Below are 19,189 nucleotides of genomic sequence, written 5' to 3' on the forward strand. Positions count from 1 at the left end.
CCCCGGCTTTGGGTGGCCGCCGTGGGGCTTGTGAGTTGCTCGGCCCACAGGGATGGGAGCGGGGATCGCTCCGGAGGCCGCATGAGTCAGGCACCGACGCCACTGGAAACGACGCACGGGTACTCGCCGCCGACAGTAAGGCAGTTCAGCGTCTTCCTGACGAACCGTGTGGGGCAGCTGCACGACCTTGTGGCGGGATTCGACGGATCGAAGTGCTCCATCTGCGCCCTGAGCGTGCATGAAGCGAGCGACCACGCCGTGGTGCGGATGATCACGAGCGACTCGGACGAGGCGAGGCGGATTCTCCGCGAGCACAAGGTCGCATTCTGTGAGAAGGACGTGCTGATCGTCGAACTCTCGAAGGGGCACACGCTGACCAGCCTGTGCCTCTCGCTTTTGGCGGCGGAACTGAACATTCACTTTGCGTACCCGCTGATGCTTCGGCCGAACGGGACGCCGACGATCGCGCTGGCGGTAGACGACCATGTGCTCGCGGGGCAGATCCTGCGGCGCAAGGACTTCCGCCTCTTCGGCGAGGCGGACATCCAGCACGTGCATTAGGCCGCTACACCAGCCCCTTCGCCCCCAGCCAGCGTTCGGCGTCGAGGGCGGCCTGGCAGCCCATGCCCGCGGCCGTCACCGCCTGGCGGTAGTGGGCGTCCGCCACGTCGCCGGCCGCGAAGACACCGTTGATGTTCGTCGCGCTGGACCGGCTGCGGAGCAGCACGTACCCCTGCTCGTCCATCTCGACGCCGGAGCCTTTGAGGAACTTCGTGGCGGGGGTGTGCCCGATCGCCACGAACAGGCCCCCCACTTCGAGTTCCGACCGCTCGCCGTTGGTCGTGCTCTCCAGCGCGACGGCCCGGAGTTTCTCGTTGCCGTGCTGGTCCTTGGCGCTCAGGCAGTCCACGACCACGCTGTTCCAGATGACTTTCGCGTTGGGCTTGGAGAGGAACCGCTCCTGCATGATCTTGCTGGCGCGGAGCGAGTCGCGCCGGTGGATGACGTAGACGGTGGAGGCGAACTTGGTGAGGTAGGTAGCCTCTTCCATGGCGGTGTCGCCGCCGCCCACGACCGCGAGCGGGCGGCCTCGGAACATCGGGAGCGCACCGTCGCAGACCGCGCAGGCGGAGACACCGCCGCCGGCCCGGGCGAGGCGGAGTTCGCTCTCGAGTCCCAGCCAGTTTGCTGTCGCGCCGGTGGCGATGATGACGGCGTGAGCGTGCTCGACCGTTCCCTTGTTCGTGTGTAGTTCGAAGGGTCGCTTCGAGAAGTCGCAACGGACGACATCCTGCCCGAGCACCTTCGTGCCGAAGCGTTCGGCCTGCTTCTGGAACTTTTCCATCATTTCCGGCCCGGCGACGCCCTCCGGGAAACCGGGGTAGTTCTCGACGTCCGTGGTCAGCATGAGCTGCCCGCCGGGGAGGATGGGACCGGGGTCGTTCTTGGGCACGCCTGCGAAGACGACGGGCGAAAGGCTCGCCCTGGCGGCATAGATCGCTGCGGTCCAGCCGGCGGGGCCGGAGCCGATGATCGCGAGGGCGTGCGGCTTGGCGTCGATCATGGTCGCTCCGGTGCGCGTTCAGCGGAGTTGGCCGGTCTGCATGAGTTCCTGGCGCACGAGCGAGAGGACGGGCGGCCAGATGAGGTAGTCGCGCCCGGAGGGGGCGTTGATGGTGTTCTGGACTTCCTCGGCCCAGTTGCGGCCGCCGTCCGCGCCGACGGAATAGAGCACGAACTGGTCGTCTCGCAGTCGGATCGCCAAGTTCGGTGCGTCGGGCGAAAGGACGTTGATGGTATGTGGCTGCACCTGCTCACGCTCGCCGAAGCGGCCGGCGGTGTCTCGCATGGGCACGAAGAACTCCAGGGGAGGCTCGCGGCCGCGGGCGCGGTCGGGGTTGAAAGGATCGGCCTCGATGCGCTCGATGTAGTGCGGGCGGGCGGCGGCGATGTCGCGTGGGAACCCGCCGCTGGAGACGCGGAAGGCGAGCAGGGCGAGGGCATGGCGTGTGCCGACGGCCTCGACACGGAGCAGCTGGCGCTGATCGAAGAGTGGGCGCATGTTGGGGTAGGACTCGAGGATGACGGCCCATCGTTCGTGGCGCCGGGAGATGAGGTTGTACATCGGCGGCTCGCGCAGCACGGGGTCGTGCCACGAGCGCGACCAGCGGTCGTTGAACTCAGCGATGACGGCGGTGAGGTGCTCCGTGGTGTCGAACCAGTTGGCATGCTCGGTCGCGCCGCCGGACCACCGCGCGGACTCGCCGAAGAGCCGCAGCGGCCGTTCCGTCGTCGCCAGGCGGGACATCGTCTGGGCGTAGACCTCGGGGCGGACGCGGCCCCTCTCCTGCATCACGAACGCCACGAGCTGGCGTGCGGCCTCGGCATCGGCCGGCGGCAGGAGAATCCGGTCGATTCCGAGGGGACCACGCTGCTCCTCGAGACGCTTGACGATCGCCACGAGTTCACCTGCGGCGGCGCGGCGTCCGTCGCGGAAGTCCGTGTACATCACGTCGCGGATGCGCTCCAGCACGTCGATCATGGTGCGCAGCGCCCAGTCCATCTCGGTCTTGAACTCGCGGTCGGCGATCTGCCTCGCGAAGAAGAGCCAGTCCACGAGGGCGTTGGCGGCGTCGGCGGGCCTGCCCTCGGCGAGGAGTCGTGTCGCTTCGACGTGGTAGAGGCAGGTGGCGTCCTCGAAGACGGGCAGATAGAGGTGGCGCGCGGCCGCGAGCAGGGGCGGGTCGCCCAGGTCGGTGTAGAGCCGCGCGGAGATAAGCGCGATCTGCTCCGGGCTTGCGCCCAACTCGGCCAGACCGTAGGGCTGTCCGAAGGCCATCATTTCTCGCCAGTCGGTGGCCTGCGTGACCTTGTGGACAGCGTCGATGACGGCCCGCTGCGGTTCTGCGTTGGCCCACTCGAGGGCGGCGGGCCATGCCGCGCCGCCGGCGGGGGCGAGGCGGGCCTTGGCTGGGGTGTCCACGCCGAGCGGTGGCTTGTCCATCTTCGCCATCGCGGGGAGGACGATGACGTCGCTGCGGCGTTCGGGCCTGATCTCGGCGAGCGGTGCGTTGACGCGGTTGATGAACTCGTCAGCCGCGGCCTGCCGGAGCGGGATCAGGCAGAGTGTCAGGGCGACGGTCGCCGTGAGCCATGAGGGAATCCGCCGTCGAACTGCCGTCATTCCGTTGTCTCCCGCCGGGTCGTCGTCCCGACCGTGCGTGTGGGCCGGGCATGGTAGCAACCTGGCGCGGGATGGCCGTGCGGGGAGGCGCAACGAAAGCCGGCCGTCACGGGGACGGCCGGCTGCTGGGGCGCGGTTGGGGCACGGGGCGTTACCCTGCCTTCGACCTGCGGGGCGCGGGTCGATTGAGCGGCTCGGCATCCTCCATCGGGTCAACGCCGGGCCGCCGGTTCTCCTTGAAGAACCTGGTGGGTCGATTGTCGTTGATCTGTGCGTTGAGCTTGGTGAGGGCCTCGTCGACGATCTGGCGGACTCGCTCTCGGCTGATGCCGACCTCATCGGCGATTTGCTTGAGGGTGAGGGGCTCCTGCCCGTCCAGCCCGAAGCGGAGGCGGAGGATGCGGGCCTCGCGTTCGTCGATGGATTCGAGGAGTTTGCGGAGGGTGGCGGTTTCGTCGGTCTTGAGGATCGGGTCCTCGGGCATCCCATGGCGGGAATCGGCGATGAGTTCGCCCAGGCCGACGAGGTCGCCACTGGCGTCGGTCGGCTCCTGGCTCGGGGCCTGCATGGCGCGGATGGCTCGGCGGATGATGCGGACCTTCTTGGCGGGCAGGTCCATCGCACGGGCGAGGTCTTCGATGGTGGGCGGGTGTCCGAGTTCGGCCTCGAGCTTGCGGGAGGCGACCTTCCACTTGGCGATGAGTTCGACCATGTAGGCGGGGATGTGGATCGGCTGGGTGGCGTTGATGAGGGCGCGCTTAATGGCCTGCTTGATCCACCAGCTCGCGTAGGTGGAGAAGCGTGCGCCCTGCGAGGGGTCGAAGCCCTCGACGGCGCGCATCAGCCCGATGTTGCCCTCTTCGATGAGGTCGTTGAGGGGGAGTCCGCGTCCGACGTAGTTCTTGGCGATGGCGACGACGAGGCGGAGGTTGGCGCGGATCATTCGCTCGCGCGAGGCCGGGCAGTTGTCGTTGATGATCGCCCAACCGAGTTCGCGTTCCTCCTCGGCGGTGAGGAGGGGCGTGCGATTGATCTCTCTCAGGTACAGCTGGAGGTCGGACTGCAGCCCGCCCTCTTCCGTTGCACGACTCCGGATTGCACTCACTTCTCTTCCCACCTTTCGCGACGCGGAACGTGGCGCTCACTATACCCACGATTCGTGCCGCACTGCCACATCACGGTTCGCTCCGGAGGCCGTCCGGGTTGCATCGGAAGGGGCGGTGTCGGACTTGACGCCGGTCGAGTCGGCCCCAGTCGGGCGGCGTGTGGCCCGATACGACTGCGCCGCCTACAGGGAATGCGCGGCTCAGGCCCGATTTGGCCAGGCAAGTCCGAATTTTTCTGGCACGCCCCGAAACCCGTTCTATAGTCAACCAATTCGGGACGCCGATCGGCCCCCTACCGGCCATGAGCGAAGATCTTTCCGATTTTTTGAGTTCCTGGCCCTACGAGCCTGGGAAACTGAACGTTCGGATCGTGCGGGCGACCGACGGGCGCCCCGTGGTCCAAGTCCGGCTTGACCTGGGCATCCTGCAGATGGAACTCGACGGCCGTCCCGACGGGCTTCGGCCCGAGGGGTTTGAGAGCCTGCTCGACCTCTACGAGGACCGGGAGGAAGAGTGGGACGCGGGACTGCTTGATCCTGACGGCACGGAGCGCGAACTGGCCGACGCCAAGCCGCCGGAGGGCGAGTTTACGCTCTCGCCGGATGACTGCCGTGCCCTGCGCGACGAGGCGATGCAGTACTCGCACCGGTACGTGGCGTTGCTGGCGGCAGAGGACTACGAGCGTGTCGTGCGGGATACGACGCGGAACCTGCGCCTCTTCGACTTCTGCGCCAAGCACGCGGAGACGGAGGCCGACCGGAGCGTCCTCGAGCAGTTCCGGCCGTACGTCACGATGGTGCGTGCCCGGGCGCTGGCGAGTCAGGCGCTGAAGGACAACGAGCCGAAGGCGGCGATCCTTGCGATCGACGACGGTCTGAACGCGCTCCGGCAGCACTTCGCGAACGCGGGGCATACAGAGGCGTACAACGCCTCGAACGAGGTTCGGATGCTTCAGAGCATGCGCGACGCGCTGGTGCCGAAGCTACCCGTCAGCCAGAAGAGCGAGCTGCGCCGCCGGCTGGATCGGGCGTTGGCGCAGGAGAACTACGAGCTGGCGGCGATCCTGCGGGACGAACTGAAGCAGCTGCCCGAGTGACGGATCAGGACGCGGGCGTCACGTCGGTGGTCGCGGGTGGCGAACGCCTGGCCTTCACGCGCTCGACGACCCGCTCCTGCATCGTCGCGGCGGTCGCCACCTCCTCGACGACGACGAGGTCCGCACCGAGCGACTCGGCGACCATTCCCTTGCTCATGTACGATGATCGCACGGCGATGAAGGCGTTGGGCGCCATCGAACGGGCGAGCCGGCAGGCACGAAGCGTCGCGTCGTCGTCCGGGATCGTGAGGACAATGGCGTCGGCGGTCGAGATGCCCGCCGAACGGAGCACCTCCGGGTTCGTCACGTCGCCGTAGATGATCGGCCTGCCCATGCGCGCCTGCTTGCGGACGGTGGCGACGTTCAACTCGACGACGACGCAGGGGACGCCCGCCTGTTCGAGAAGTTCCACGACGGCGCGGCCGCAGACGCCGAACCCCGCGACGATCACGTGGCGCCCGGCACGCGGGTCGCCCGACTGTCCTCGCTCGCCCGGCTCAGGCTCCTGCTCGCTGAGCGCGGCGGGGGCGCGGCGGCGCAGCCACGGCGCGAGCGGGAGCCGGCTCACCGGCCCGTGAACGCGCTTGCCCGCGTCGTAGACGAACGGCGTGACGATGAGCGAGAGGACGATGAGGGCGATCAACTTCGACTGCACGGCGGCGTCGATCAGCCCCACGTTGGCCGTCGCGGCGACGACGACCAGCCCGAACTCGCCGGCCTGGGCCAGCAGGAGCGCGGCGGCGAGGCTGGCGGCGGGGGTTGCGCCGACGGCCCAGCACGAGAGGCCGATGATGCCGCCCTTGACGACGAACTGCACGAGGAGCGCGAGGAGGATGATCCACCATCCGGAGAGGAGGACGTCCGGGTCCATGGTGAGGCCGATGGCGCAGAAGAAGACGGCCATGAAGAGGTCGCGCATGGGGTCGAGCTGGCCGGCGATCTGGTACCGGAAGGGGGTTGTGGCCAGAACGAAGCCGGCGAGGAATGCGCCGAGTTCGGGCGTGAACCCGAGGGCTGCGGTCGCAACCGCGGCGCCGAGGGCAACGGCCGCCGTCAGCACGAGGAGCACTTCGCCGGCGACGCCCGCGGCGGTCTGCATGAGGCGCGGCAGGACGAGCCGCCCGAAGGCGACGAGGAGCGTGACGCCGCCGAGAGCGATGACGCCGCGCCAGACCATCTCCCAGAGGCGTTGCCAGAGGGTTGGGCCGTCGGCGGCGAGCGCGGCCTGGCCGCTGGCGCTCCAGAGGGCGAGCGCGGGCAGGAGCGCGAGCACGGCGACGGAGAGCAGGTCCTGCACGAGCGAGACGCCGACGGCGAGCCGACCCGGCACGCGGTTGAGTTCGCGGCGCGCCTGGAGCACGCGGAGGCTGATCGCGGTGGAGGACATGGTCATGGCCATTGCCACCGCCAGGGCGGCGCTGGGCGAGAGGCCGAAGACGACGCCGATGGGCCAGCAGACGAGCGCGGAGGCGGCGGTGGAGATCACGCCGACGAGGAGGATGGCCCGCACGCCGCCGCGGAGCGCGCCGAGGTCGAGGGACAGCCCGACGCTGAACATGAGCAGGATGATGGCGAGCCGCCCGATGGTCTGGACGCTGTCGGGATCGCCGACGAATCCGAGCGCGTGCGGGCCGATGAGCGCGCCCGCGATGAGGTAGCCCGGGATGGTCGCCAGGCGCAGGCGATGCAGGACCGTCGTGACGAGCGCGGCGGCGGCGAGGAGCTTGAGCAGGTCGAGCACCGTGCCAGCGGGCGCGGCCTGAGCCAGCGTCAAGATTCCCGCGAGCATGATCGATCACCCCGCGCGAGCGAACGCCCGCTCTCTGCGGCTCACCCGCGCCGACGCGACGCGGCCGGGCGATCGTACACGAGCACGGCCAGGAGCGTCAGGTCGGCGGGCGTCACGCCTTCGAGCCGCGACGCCTGGCCGAAGGTCCGCGGGCGGAAGCGTGCGAGCGACTCCCTTGCCTCGGCCCGCAGCGTGACGAGCGAGGCGAAGTCCACGGTGTCCGGGATGGGCCGGCGCTCCATCTCCGCGTGCCGGCGCACCTCGGCACGCTGGCGATCGACGTAGGCGGCGTAGCGGCGATCGGCGTGCGCCGTGACCCATGCGGGCGAGTCCGGCGGCGGGAGGCCGGGACGATCCGCGAGCGATCGGCGAAGATCGTCGATGGTGAAGTCCTGCCGGCGCATGACGCGTGCGAGCGGCTCGCTGTCGATGCGTGTCGCGTCGATCGCGGCGTTGATCGTGGCGAGGTCATGCCCGCGCTGCTCGAAGAGTTCCAGGCGCCGGCGCCCGAGAGGAGCAGCTGCGAGCAACCCGAGCCGCCGTGCGGTGGGTGTCAGGCGATCGGAGGCGTTGTCGGCCCGCAGGAGCAGGCGGTGCTCCGCGCGGCTGGTGAACATGCGGTACGGCTCGACGGGGGTCTTGGTGACGAGATCGTCCATCAGCACGCCGATGTACGCCTCGTCGCGTCCGAGCGTGAACTCGCTCTCGCCGGTGGCGAAGCGTGCCGCATTGATTCCGGCGATGAGTCCCTGGGCGGCGGCTTCTTCGTACCCGCTGGTGCCGTTGATCTGGCCGGCGAGGAAGAGGCCCTCGACGGGTCGCGTCATGCCTGTCGGCATGATCTGGTGCGGGCGGACCATGTCGTACTCGACCGCGTAGCCATAGCGGAGGATTTCGGCCTGTTCGCAGCCCGGCATGGTGCGGACGATGACGTCCTGCACGTCCGTGGGGAGGCTGGTCGAGATGCCGTTGCAGTAAACGGAGTCGTCGCGCAGGCTCTCGGGTTCGAGGAAGACGCCGTGCGTCTCGCGGTCGGCGAAGCGAACGACCTTGTCCTCGATGCTGGGGCAGTAGCGCGGGCCGATGGACTCGATCTGTCCGCTGAACATCGGCGCGCGGTGGAGGTTCGCGCGGATGGCCGCGTGTGCCTCGGGCGAGGTGCGCGTCTGCCGGCACTCGACCTGCGGCAGCACGGGAAACCGCGCCAGGCATCCCCACGTTTCCTGCCCGGCGCCTCTGCCTGAGAGATCGCTGAACGGGACGGGGGGATCATCGCCGAGGGCGGGGTCGAGGGCGTCCCAGTCGATGGAAGCGCGTCGGAGGCGCGGCGGGGTGCCGGTCTTGAGTCGGCCGAGTTCGAAGCCGAGTTCGCGGAGCGCGGCCGATATGCCGACGGCCGCGCTCTCGCCGTGCCGTCCGCCCGGCGTCTTCGACTCGCCCGTGTGCATCAGTCCGCGCATGAAGGTGCCGGTGGTGAGGACGACCGCGGGGGCGGAGACGGCGAATGGCAGATGAGCAGATGGCAAATCGGAGCGGAGGCACGCATGGGCCTGATATGCGATTTGCAAACCCGCGACTTGCGATTTCCCAATCACCACGCCCTTCACCCGTCCCCCCCCCACTTCCAGGCGCTCGACGCTCCCCTCGATGACGTCGATTTCGGGGCGTGTGCGGATGAGGGCCTGCACGGCGTCGGCGTAGGCGTGCTTGTCGCTCTGGCAGCGCGGGCCGTGGACGGCCGGACCTTTGCTCGTGTTCAGCACCTTGAACTGGATGCCGGTGGCGTCGGCGGCGAGGCCCATGAGGCCGCCCATCGCGTCGATCTCGCGGACGAGTTGGCCCTTGGCCAGCCCGCCGATGGCCGGGTTGCAGGACATGACGCCGATCTTCGAGGCGTCAAGCGTCACCAGAGCAACAGTCGCCACGGGCCGCCCGGCGCCGTCCCGCTCGGCGGGCAGCAGATTGGCCGCCGCCCACGCGGCCTCGACGCCCGCGTGCCCGCCGCCGATGACGATGACCCTGTACGAACGCTTTGCCACGCAGAATGGTACGCGACGGCACCGAACTCCCGTTCAAGCGACCCCCTGCGCCTCGCCGTTGGCCTCAAAGCCGAGGCGGGTCTGGAGGTCACGGAGGGTCTGGACGCCGCGATCGGTCACCTGCGGATCGCCGCCGTTGTGTGCGGGACGGACGAGTCCGCCACGTTCGAGCCTGAGGCGCATGGGCACCCAGGCGTCGCCGAAGCCGAGCCAGAGGGCGTCCTCGTAGCGACGAGCGTCACCCGCGGCGAGCGAGCCGAGAGCGCGCGCCAACCACCGCTGCTGTTCCGGGTCAAGCCGCATCGTGCTGGCTCTCCGTGTCGGTCCTCCAGCGGGTCCGGCCCTGCCTGCGTGCGGCTCCCGAACCCGCCCGACCTTCGGCGCATCCCCTTGCGCTCCGGATGTCCATACGGCTGAACGGGTTTCCTGCTTCACGAAACCTCCGACTCCGGGGCGTTCCCGGACGCTCAGAAAGGGCGGGACAGTCCCAGAGGGGTGGCCTCGACCAAGCACTCGCGGGCGTGATGGCACCGTGAACGAGGCAGGCACTGCCGGGACAGGCCCTGCGGACGGGTTGTCGGTGGGGACCGTCGGTACCGCGAATGCGGGACGGAAGGAAGATGGATCGGATGAGGCCGGGTGGCCGCTGCGTGGACGGAATCCCCTCCGGCCGGAAGACGCTCCGGCCGGCACTCTGTACGCCGATGGCTGCGTTGAGGTTCCCGTGCCTGATCAGTGGGCGTTGCGGTGGACGAAGCCGCGGAAGAGGGTGAGCCAGAGGATTTTGAGGTCGAACCAGACCGACCAGTGGCGGATGTAGTGGAGGTCGTACTGGAGGCGTTTCTTGAGCGAGGTATCGCCGCGCAGTCCGTTGACCTGCGCCCATCCGGTCATGCCTGCCTTGACGTGCTGCCGGATCATGTAGCCGCGCCAGTCTTCTCGGAAGCGTTCGATGAGTTCGGGCCTTTCGGGTCGTGGTCCGACGAGTGACATCTGGCCCTTGAGGACGTTGAGGAGTTGCGGGAGTTCGTCGAGGCTCGCGCGGCGGAGAAGGCGGCCGACGGGCGTGATGCGCGGGTCGTTGCGTTCGGTCCAGCGGGCGTCCGCGGGTCGCTGCTCGTCCTCGACCTGGTACATGGTGCGGAACTTGTAGATTTTGAAGGTTTCGCCGCCGATGGAGACGCGCCGTTGCTTGAAGATGATCGGCCCCGGCCCGCTGAGACGGACGGCAATCGCGCACGCGAGCATGACGGGCGAGAAGACGAGGAGGCCGATGGACGAGCCGAGGATGTCCACGGCGCGCTTGGTCAGCCCGCCCAGGCCATGGAGCGGGCACTCGCGGTAGGAGAGGATGGGCATGCCGTCGAGTTCGCTGACGGTCATGCTCTGGGGCAGGTACCGCGGCTGAACGTCGGGAATGATGCGGACGTCCACGGCGAACCGTTCGAGCCTGCGCAGGATGTCGGGCACGCAGCTCGCCTGGGCGTTCGGTATGGCGAGGTAGACGGCGTCCACGGGGTGGCGTTCGAGCGTCGCTTCGAGGTCGTCCAGCCCGCCGAGCACTGGCCGCTCGAGGCAGGTGTCACGGCGAGCGCGTGGGCGATGCGAGATGAAATAGGCCACGTTGATACCGGTCCATGAGTTGCGTTCGAGTGTCCGCACGGTGATCTGCCCGAGCCGACCGACGCCGATCACCGCGGCGTGGCGGAGGTTCCAGCCGCGCCGACGGAGCATTCGCAGGAACGTGCGGAAGGCAAGCCTGTTGATGCCGAGGAAGACGGGCAGGAGCACGGCGAGCCATCCGAGTTGCGTGCGGCCCGCGTCGAGATGCAGTGCCCTTGTCGAGCCATCGGTGATGACCGCGTTGCCGACCAGCCAGAGGACCACGACGACAAGCAGCATCGAGAGCATCGACGCGCGCAGGATGGCGCCCTGCTCGCTCCACACGGAGCGGTCGCGCCGAGCGCGGTACAGCCCGTTGGCGCGCATGACGACGATCGTGATCGGCACGACGAACGCAACGAGCGGGTTCTTGAAGTAACTCTCCCAGAACTCGGGCAAGGCCGGGAAGTAGCCCTCGCAGGTGAGGCGCCGGATCGCCCAGGCCGCATAGCAAGCCACCGAGATCACGAAGCAATCCCAGAGGCCCAGCAGGGCGACGAGAAGGCGGTGCTGTTGCTTGACCACGCGGTTCCCTCCGTCGAGGCGGCGCCGGTCCTTCGGCGCGGGCCAGTCTCCCCCAACGTGCACCGGGCTGTCAATACGACGGACTCGCGGCGGCCGCACCACTCCACCCGATCAGCGGCCCGCGACACTCGGCCAGTCCCCGCCGGTTCGAGGCTGGGGCGTCAGGCGGCCGACCTCCTCGATCAGCCGTCGCTGCTCGGTGGTCAGGATAGCCGGGTTCGGGGGGATGATCCGCACAATGGCGTACAGGTCTCCGATTCGGCCGTCGGCGGCTTGGATGCCCTTGCCCTTGACCCGCAATCGACGGCCGCTGGGCGTGCCGGCGGGTACGGTCAGTTCGATGGGCCCGTCCAGAGAGGGAATGGGCACGCGCCCACCGAGCGTGGCCTCGGCGATAGTCAGGGGTAGGTCGAAGACGAGGTCCAGCCCCGAACCGGGCCTGGAGCCGCCTTCACGACGAAAGAGCGCGTGGGGCAGAACCCGTACCCGGAGGATCAGGTCGCCAGGCTTGCCGTTCGGGCGGGCGGAAGCCTTCCCGGCCCCTCGGACCCGGAGTCGCGCACCGTCCTCCGTGCCGGCGGGTACCGCAACTTGGATCGTTCGGCCATCTACGGGCGACCGGAAGGACTCCTGCCCCCCCTTGGCCGCCAGAAGGAAGGGGACCGGCAGCTCGGCCTCGACGTCGGCACCGCGGGCGGAACCACGAGTGGCCCGCGTGCCGGCGGTCGAGCCGAAGCCTGCGGAACCGGCTCGGCCGCCGAAGAAGGCATCGAACATCGAGCCGAGATCGTCCATGTCGACGCCTTCGGGGAAGCCGCCGCCGGTGGAGGACCATGAATAGCGTGCCCCCGCACTGCCGCCGCCCTGAGAGGCGGCCGCGTGTCCGAGCCGGTCGTACATGCCCCGCTTCTTCTCGTCGGAGAGGACGTCGTAGGCCTGCTGGAGTTCGGCGAAGCGTTCCGCGGCGTCGGGGGCCTTGTTCACATCCGGATGGAGTTGCCGCGCCTTCGTCCGGTAGGCGCGCCGGATGTCGTCAGCGGAGGCGCCGCGTGTGACGCCGAGAATCTCGTAGTAATCGCGCACGGACATCTGTTGACTGTATGTCGGAGACGAGCGATCGCGAGCCAGCGACGGTCAGTGCCCGTTGTGGTCGTGATCGTCGTGCTCGCCACCCTGCTCGCCGGCCGGGGCGGGCAGGTCGTCCGGACGGCGGATGAACATGCACTCGACCTCGAAGACGAGGGTGGCGTTCGGGGGAATGCGTCCGTTCCCCGCGCCGCTCGCGCCGTAGGCCTGATCGGGCGGGAGGATGAACTTACGGACATCGCCGAGGCGCATGCCGTAGGTCGCGGTCCGCCAGCCGGGGATGAGTCGTCCTGGCGCCTGGTAGGTCAGCGGGCGGCCGCCGGGGCGGAGGGAGGAGTCGAACATCGTGCCGTCGGTGAGCCAGCCGCTGTAGTGGAAGGAGACCTGGTCGTTGTCGTCGAGGGCGACACCCTCGGAGCCGGAGCGCATGATGATGACCTTGACGCCGTCGTCGCGGTCTTGGAGCCGGAACGGATGGTCGAACCGCTCGTAGGAGTAGTTCGCGTCGCCTGCCGCGCCCCAGACGACCTTGCCGTCGGCGTCGTACCCGCGGTCGGCGGTGGTGAGGCGATTGCGTGTGATGGTCAGTTCGCTGGTCATCTCGACCGCGCCTCCTGCGGCCGTGGGGTAGGGGTAGGGTGTCTTGCCCTTGTAGCCATCGCCGTCGCGGCTGAGCGCGAGGTCAAGGGTGGCGATGAGGGAATCGCGTGGCACGTCGGGAAAGAGGCCGGGGGTGAGCCAGATGCCGGTCATCATGCCGACGGTCTCGTGCTCCGGGTTGCGGAACTCGAGCGTGCGGAGTCGGACGTTACCCGAGTGGCGGTACAACTGGAAGATGGCGCGCCTGTACGGGCGGTGCAGCGCGTCGGCGCGTGCGATCTCGGCGTAGAGGGCGTCGGGGATCTGGGAGAGACGGACCGGGGTGACGGTCATGACGATCTCGACGGAGCCGCCGCCGTCCGCGACGGCCACGCCCGAGGTCGTGCGCCACGACCCGCTGAGCATGTCGGCGATGCGTCCGAACTCGGGGTCCGACCACGCGGGCGTGTACGACAGCTCGACCGGGGCGGCGGGTGGAGCGGGCTGTGGTCCGTCCTGAGCGAACGAGGTGGCGGCGGCGAGCGCCGCCGCGCCGATCGCGCACGATGCGAGCAGCCTGGTGATGGACGCCTTGATCATGGTTCCGATCTCCATCCTTCGGTCGATCCGTTGGCGGATCAGGCCAGTTCGGGGAACATGCGCCGCACGACGCCGACGAGATCCTTCACGTGCGCGACGGACTCGGCGAAGAGTTTCTGCTCGTCGGGCTGGAGCTTGAACTCGACGATCCGCTCGACGCCGGCGGAGCCGAGCACGGCGGGGACGCCGACGAAGTATCCGCCGACGCCGAACTCGCGGTCGCAGTATGCGGCGCTGGGGATGATGCGTTTCTTGTCCTTGACGATGGCCTCGACCATCTGGACGGTTCCGCTGGCGGGCGCGTAGTAGGCGCTGGTGCCCATGAGTTTGACGATTTCGCCGCCGCCGACCTTGGCGCGTTCGACGCAGGCGTCGATCTTTTCCTTGGGGAGCAGGTCGGCGATGGGGATGCCGTGGACGCTGGTGAGGCGCGGGAGGGGGACCATGTCATCGCCGTGCCCGCCGAGGAGCAGGGCGGAGATGTCCTCGATCGAGCAGCCGAGTTCCATGGCGAGGAACGCGCGGAACCGAGCCACGTCCAGCGCGCCGGCCTGCCCCATGATCCGGGAGGTTGGGAAGCCCGTCGCCTTCCACGCCGTGTAGACCATCGCGTCGAGTGGGTTCGAGACGACGATGACGATGGACTTCGGGGCGTGCTCGGCGACCTGCTCGGAGACGCTCTTGACGATCTTGACGTTGGTCTCGATGAGGTCGTCGCGGCTCATGCCGGGCTTGCGGGGAAGGCCGGCGGTGATGACGACGACGTCGGAGCCGGCGATGTCGCGGTAGTCGCTGGTGCCAACGACGCGCGAGTCGAAGCGCTCGATCGGTCCGCAGCAGAGGAGGTCGAGGGCCTTGCCCCTGGCGACGCCGTCGCGGTCGGGGATGTCAAGGAGCACGATGTCGCCGAGTTCCTTGGCGGCGGCCCAGTGGGCGCAGGTCGCCCCGACGTTTCCGGCGCCGATCACCGCAATCTTCGCACGACGCATGGGTCTCTCCGGGTTCGCCAGCGGCGGCGTCCGCCGCGGCGGGCGGGACTATAGCCGGGCAGCATCCCGACAGGCCGCGCACCCGCTTCCGAGGACGCCACGGGGGCATGGTGGCCAGGTGCAGCCAGGCCGGCGCGAACAGCGACCCGAAGTCGCACCGAAGCGCTTGATCCGGCGCCGGGAACCGCTGAAACTGTCGGGTGTGCCCCGCCCGACGCGCGGTGTGTTCACGCACCTTCGGTTCACGCCATTCGAGGGAGAGAAGACGATGAACTTCGCTGCACGCTTCGGCCTGTGCTCGACGATCGCCCTGGTTTCAACCTGCACGCTCTCGGTCGCGCAACCGACCTACTGGGTGACCAAGGAGACGACGCTCTACCGCTTCAAGCAGGGCGGGCCGGTGAAGACGTTCCAGTTGAGCGATCGAATCCGGGGGCTTGGCGCGCGATCGGACGGGTCGCTGTTCGCGGTCAGCCCGGTCCTGCCCGACAACGATGAGCCGGAGTTCTACCACATCTTCAACCCGTTCGCGGCGCACGTGAGCCTCACGCCGACGGACGTGCAGACGGTCGCGTTCTCCTCCGTCACGGAGGTCGGCAACGTGCTGTACGGGACGGGCGGTCCGGGGAACCTGTACCTGATCGACCCGTCCAACAACTACCAGCCGACGCTGATCGGTTCCACGGGCCTGGCCGACGTCGGCGGGCTTGCCTACGACGCCCTCTCGGGCACGCTCTACGCGCTCGACAACGCGACCGACGGCCTCTACCCGATCGACTTCGGATCGGGCGCGGCGGGACCGCTCATCGGCACGCTCGGGATCGACTCCGATTCCTGCGGCATCGAGTTCCTGAACGGGACGCTCTACGCCGCGATCCAGAACATCACCGACGACAAGTTCCAGATCGGGACCATCGACACCTCGTCGGGGGCGTTCTCGCCGTTCTTCGACCTGCTCGACTTTGCGGAGCGGAGCGCCACCGGCTTCGCGCTCGTGCCCGCGCCGTCGGGTCTGGCCTTGCTGGGCACAGCGGGGCTCGTGCTGGCGCGCCGGCGGCGCGGCTGAGCCGACCCCCTTACCCTCGGGGCATGGAGATCGACCCGGAGCGTCTCACGGTCGCCGAGCGGTACAAGCTGCTGATCGGTTGCATCGTCCCGCGCCCGATCGCGTTCGTTTCGACCGTCTCTCCCGACGGGCGGCCAAACCTTGCACCGTTCTCGTTCTTCGCGGGCGTCGGCTCGAACCCGATGACGCTGCTCTTCTGCCCGGCGAACGACGCCGAGGGCGACGAGAAGGACACGCTGCGCAACTGCAAGCCGGAGAGCGAAGGCGGCACCGGCGAGTTCGTGGTGAACCTGGCGAGCGAGCGGTATGCGCACCTCGTTGCGGCCGCCGCGGAGCCGCTGCCGCACGGGGAGAGCGAGTTTGACCTGACGGGACTGACGCCCGCGCCGAGCGTGGTCGTGCGTCCGCCGCGCGTCGCGGAGTCGCCGGTCGCGTTCGAGTGCCGGACGGAACAGGTGATCCGCACGAATCCGGGCGAGCCGGCGGGTGGGAACGTGGTGATCGGGCGGGTGGTTCACGTTCACGCCGATGAGGGCGTGCTGAACGAGCGGTTTCACGCCGACCCGGATCGGCTGGGGACGGTTGCCCGGATGGGCGGGCACACGTACTGCCGGACGCGAGAGCGGTTCACGCTGGCCATCGGGCGTCCTTCGCTGGGAACGCCGCGACCGTGGGAAAAGCAAACGGGGCCTCCGCTCTGATCGCGGAAGCCCCGTGGACGGGGTTGAGTTGTGAAGCGGCGGCTCTCAGCGACGACGACGGAAGGCCACCGCGCCGCCGACGAGGGCGAGGGCGATGGTGCCCGGGGCGGGGATGATCTCCGCGCTGACGAGCGTGGGAACGCCACTGAAGCTCTTGGTCATGAACTCGCTGGCGGAGGAGATGAAGAGCTGGACGAGCGCGCCCTCGAAGGGAGCGATCGGGCCCTGGAAGTTGGTGCTGAAGACGCCGGCGGTGGAGCCGTTGAACTTGGCGTCGCCGGAGTTGTCGTTGATGAGGACGTTGCTGAGCTGTCCATTGAAGAAGACGGTGCCGAACGCGCCCTTGATCCAGGTACCCTCGACGAGGCCGGTGATGGTGTCGCCGTTGGCATCGGTGACGGTGAACGAGCCTTTGCCGTCGGCGGTCGAGCCGTTGTTGTTCGTGACGTCGATGGTGAGGGTGTAGTCGGCGGAGTCGAAGCCGTGGAAGCCGGCGTTGAACTGCGCCGTCCCGCCCGCGCCCGTCAGCCGGGTCACGTCGCCCGAGGTGAGCGAGCCGGCCTTTGCGTTGAAGATCGCGGTGCCCGCGTCATACGACCCGTCGAGGTCGCTGTAGGTGTACGAGAGGATCGCGTCCGCCGAAGCGACGCCCGCCAGCCCCAGCGCGGCAACCGCGCCCAGTCCGATGCACACACGGTTCATTTCTGGTTCTCTCCTGTTTGAATCTTTCAACCCAACGGTCAGTGGACAAACACACACACGAAACCGCGGGAGTTCCCGGCCGACCCCGCATCCGCCCGAACCGGGCAGAAGCCTCCTCGGGGCCTCCGGCATCTCTCCCTTCGACGGGGGTACTGTACCAGTTTCACACCCGGTTTCAAGAGGCATCCCACGAATTGGCCAGTGAGAATCGCCGGCCGTGACTCGGACAGTCCGATACGCACACTCGAAACCATCCACTGATGCAAAACGCCCCTTATGGGGCGTTTTGTGGGTGTCTGTACGGGTATGCGTGAGGCGACTCAGCGTCTGCGGCGAGTCGCGACGAATCCGAGACCAGTGCCGACGAGGGCGAGCACCCCCGGAGCAGGGATGACCACGAAGACGCCAGTGCCGGCGGCCGAGTCGTTCGCTGTCAGGGTGAACTTCCACTCCGCGAACATCTCGGAAGCTGGACCACCGAGGGCGATGAAGTTGCCCGCGCCGGCCGGGTACTCGTCAGAGTCGGAGTTGGTTCCCCAAGCGTCCGGCTCAACGAGCGGGCCGGAGATGAGGGAGGCGAAGGCGGTCCCGAAGTTGTAGCTGGTGTGGTACATGGTGCCGCCGGGCATCAGCCCCTTCACGGAGGCCCCGTTGCCGTCGCCGTCGGTCACGGTCATCCCCGCGGACGCGCGTGCGAAGGGATTGCTGATGGTCGGGAAGCCAAGCGACCCGATGGTGATGGTGAAGGTGGTGTCAACCGCACCGGCCTGGACGGAGAAGCCGCCGCTGAGCACGGGATCGTGCTCGATGTAGGACGACCCTTGGACGAGGCGTGCGATGAGACTGCCGTTGTTGGGGTCGACGAAATCGATGGCGGAGGGGAGCATCCAGAACCACGCGTCCTCGGAGACCCACTCCCCGTCTTCGAGCGAGACCTTGTAGGTCGCCTCGCCCAGCGAACTGGTGGCCTTGAAGATGAGCGGTGGGTTTGAAATGTCGGCGAGGGCCGGAGCGGCGAGCGCCAGGCAGAGGCCCCCCGCGACGAGAACTCGAACGAGCCGAGGCTCCGCCTCAATGCGAACGTTCATGCTTCAACCTCTCCTCTGTGGACTGTTGCAAACCCGGGAGGACTGCCACGCCCTTCCGGCGGGACTGCGCGAAATGACCGATCAGCGACGGCGACGGATCGCGGCCAGGCCGCTCAGGCCGAGGAGGGCCAGGGAGGCTGGAGCCGGGATGATGGTGTAGACGCTGGTGCCGCTGGCCAGGTCGAATGCGGTGAGTGTGAAGGCCCAGCGAGAGCTCATATCGAAGACGCCGCCACCGATGTTGGCGAACCCACCGCCGCCGGGGAACTCGTCGGACATCGTGTCGCTGGAGAAGGCCCCCGCGGAGAAGCTGCTGTTGAGGAGCGAGGCGAACTGGGTGCCTCCCGGGACTTCGCCGTTGTAGTGAGAGAGGTGCGCGCCGGCGGCGTCTGGGGTGAAGGTCACGCCGTTGCCGTTGACGTCGGTGATGCTGACGCCCGCGGAGGCAGCGCCCTTGGCGTTGAAGAGCGTCGGGAAGCTGAGGAGGCCGGAGCCGACCGAGAAGCTCGTGTTCTGGTTGTTCGCCTGCACGTTGAAGTTCAGGTGGATCACGGGGTCGGCGATGAAGGTGACGGACGCGGTGCCGAGCGTCGCGAGGACGGAGCCGCTCTGGGACTTGATGTCGATGGGGTTGTCCAGGTTCCAGTAGAAGTTGCCCTTGTCGTCCCACGTTCCCATGTCGCTGGTGGCGACGAAGGAGCCGGACTCGCCACCGACGGACGCGACGAGTGTGAAGACTTCGTACGAGATGTCCGCGTATGCGGCGCCGCTGACCGCGAGAAGCGCCACCACACCGCTGACCGTCCCACCGAGCCGATTCCGTGTCATGACCTTCTCTCCAGTTCCGATCGCGCTCTTCGCGAGTCCGGGAACACCCCGCGCTCGAACGCAACGCACTTTCCTGAACTGTTCCGGCCACACAACGGCGGCCGACGTCTCCTCCCGGTCTGTGACGGCAGCCCGACGAGGGGCTGAGG

At 68.3% G+C, this 19,189-nt stretch carries 17 protein-coding genes; 4 read left to right on the forward strand and 13 right to left on the reverse strand.

What is annotated here, in order from left to right; translation table 11 throughout:
- The first annotated feature begins 81 nt into the window (after positions 1 to 81).
- Complete coding sequence (locus tag FBT69_09295) at positions 82 to 561, forward strand: acetolactate synthase (GenBank protein MDL1904988.1); 480 nt, start codon at positions 82 to 84, stop codon at positions 559 to 561.
- A 4-nt stretch (positions 562 to 565) separates the two neighbouring features.
- Here the strand turns inward: FBT69_09295 and trxB are convergent, their stop codons facing one another.
- The 3 genes from trxB to FBT69_09310 all read right to left on the reverse strand — a co-directional run bounded on the left by trxB (position 566) and on the right by FBT69_09310 (position 4,280).
- Positions 566 to 1,564 carry a thioredoxin-disulfide reductase gene (gene trxB / locus FBT69_09300; GenBank protein ID MDL1904989.1) on the reverse strand — a complete coding sequence of 333 codons (999 nt, stop codon included), beginning with the start codon at positions 1,562 to 1,564 and terminating at the stop codon, positions 566 to 568.
- An 18-nt stretch (positions 1,565 to 1,582) separates the two neighbouring features.
- Positions 1,583 to 3,184 carry a hypothetical protein gene (locus FBT69_09305; GenBank protein ID MDL1904990.1) on the reverse strand — a complete coding sequence of 534 codons (1,602 nt, stop codon included), beginning with the start codon at positions 3,182 to 3,184 and terminating at the stop codon, positions 1,583 to 1,585.
- Between the two features lie 151 nt (positions 3,185 to 3,335).
- Positions 3,336 to 4,280: a sigma-70 family RNA polymerase sigma factor gene (locus FBT69_09310; GenBank protein MDL1904991.1), complete on the reverse strand. Its 945-nt coding sequence runs from the start codon at positions 4,278 to 4,280 to the stop codon at positions 3,336 to 3,338.
- 311 nt (positions 4,281 to 4,591) lie between these two features.
- Here FBT69_09310 and FBT69_09315 point away from each other — a divergent pair, with 311 nt between their 5' ends.
- Positions 4,592 to 5,386 (forward strand): hypothetical protein, encoded by a 795-nt coding sequence (locus FBT69_09315; protein ID MDL1904992.1) that lies wholly within the window; start codon positions 4,592 to 4,594, stop codon positions 5,384 to 5,386.
- Between the two features lie 4 nt (positions 5,387 to 5,390).
- Here FBT69_09315 and FBT69_09320 read toward each other — a convergent pair whose 3' ends face one another.
- From FBT69_09320 to mdh, 7 genes are all read right to left on the reverse strand, one after another.
- Positions 5,391 to 7,175, reverse strand: a complete 1,785-nt coding sequence (locus tag FBT69_09320) for a hypothetical protein (protein MDL1904993.1) — start codon at positions 7,173 to 7,175, stop codon at positions 5,391 to 5,393.
- A 41-nt stretch (positions 7,176 to 7,216) separates the two neighbouring features.
- Positions 7,217 to 9,214 (reverse strand): tRNA uridine-5-carboxymethylaminomethyl(34) synthesis enzyme MnmG, encoded by a 1,998-nt coding sequence (gene mnmG / locus FBT69_09325; GenBank protein ID MDL1904994.1) that lies wholly within the window; start codon positions 9,212 to 9,214, stop codon positions 7,217 to 7,219.
- Between the two features lie 33 nt (positions 9,215 to 9,247).
- Positions 9,248 to 9,517, reverse strand: coding sequence for a hypothetical protein (locus FBT69_09330; protein ID MDL1904995.1), 270 nt, complete (start codon positions 9,515 to 9,517; stop codon positions 9,248 to 9,250).
- Positions 9,518 to 9,946: 429 nt separating this feature from the next.
- The gene (locus tag FBT69_09335; GenBank protein ID MDL1904996.1) at positions 9,947 to 11,503 is read right to left on the reverse strand and encodes an undecaprenyl-phosphate glucose phosphotransferase; all 1,557 of its coding nucleotides are present in this window, start codon (positions 11,501 to 11,503) and stop codon (positions 9,947 to 9,949) included.
- A gap of 9 nt (positions 11,504 to 11,512) precedes the next feature.
- Positions 11,513 to 12,490, reverse strand: a complete 978-nt coding sequence (locus FBT69_09340) for a hypothetical protein (GenBank protein MDL1904997.1) — start codon at positions 12,488 to 12,490, stop codon at positions 11,513 to 11,515.
- 45 nt (positions 12,491 to 12,535) lie between these two features.
- Positions 12,536 to 13,681, reverse strand: coding sequence for a hypothetical protein (locus FBT69_09345; protein ID MDL1904998.1), 1,146 nt, complete (start codon positions 13,679 to 13,681; stop codon positions 12,536 to 12,538).
- 23 nt (positions 13,682 to 13,704) lie between these two features.
- A complete protein-coding gene (mdh, locus tag FBT69_09350; GenBank protein ID MDL1904999.1) occupies positions 13,705 to 14,655 on the reverse strand; it encodes a malate dehydrogenase in 951 nt (316 codons plus the stop codon).
- A gap of 268 nt (positions 14,656 to 14,923) precedes the next feature.
- Between mdh and FBT69_09355 the strand changes: the two genes are divergently transcribed.
- Entirely contained in the window at positions 14,924 to 15,721 is a 798-nt protein-coding gene (locus FBT69_09355) for a hypothetical protein (GenBank protein MDL1905000.1), read from the forward strand.
- 23 nt (positions 15,722 to 15,744) lie between these two features.
- Complete coding sequence (locus FBT69_09360) at positions 15,745 to 16,422, forward strand: flavin reductase family protein (protein ID MDL1905001.1); 678 nt, start codon at positions 15,745 to 15,747, stop codon at positions 16,420 to 16,422.
- A 45-nt stretch (positions 16,423 to 16,467) separates the two neighbouring features.
- On the opposite strand, the gene FBT69_09365 is transcribed toward FBT69_09360, so the two are convergent.
- From FBT69_09365 to FBT69_09375, 3 genes are all read right to left on the reverse strand, one after another.
- Positions 16,468 to 17,310, reverse strand: coding sequence for a hypothetical protein (locus tag FBT69_09365; protein ID MDL1905002.1), 843 nt, complete (start codon positions 17,308 to 17,310; stop codon positions 16,468 to 16,470).
- 134 nt (positions 17,311 to 17,444) lie between these two features.
- Positions 17,445 to 18,212 (reverse strand): PEP-CTERM sorting domain-containing protein, encoded by a 768-nt coding sequence (locus FBT69_09370; protein MDL1905003.1) that lies wholly within the window; start codon positions 18,210 to 18,212, stop codon positions 17,445 to 17,447.
- Positions 18,213 to 18,293: 81 nt separating this feature from the next.
- Positions 18,294 to 19,040 (reverse strand): PEP-CTERM sorting domain-containing protein, encoded by a 747-nt coding sequence (locus FBT69_09375; protein MDL1905004.1) that lies wholly within the window; start codon positions 19,038 to 19,040, stop codon positions 18,294 to 18,296.
- Between the last annotated feature and the right edge of the window lie 149 nt (positions 19,041 to 19,189).

Origin of the sequence: Synechococcales cyanobacterium CNB, assembly GCA_030263455.1 — a bacterium.
Lineage (GTDB): Bacteria > Planctomycetota > Phycisphaerae > Phycisphaerales > UBA1924 > CAADGN01.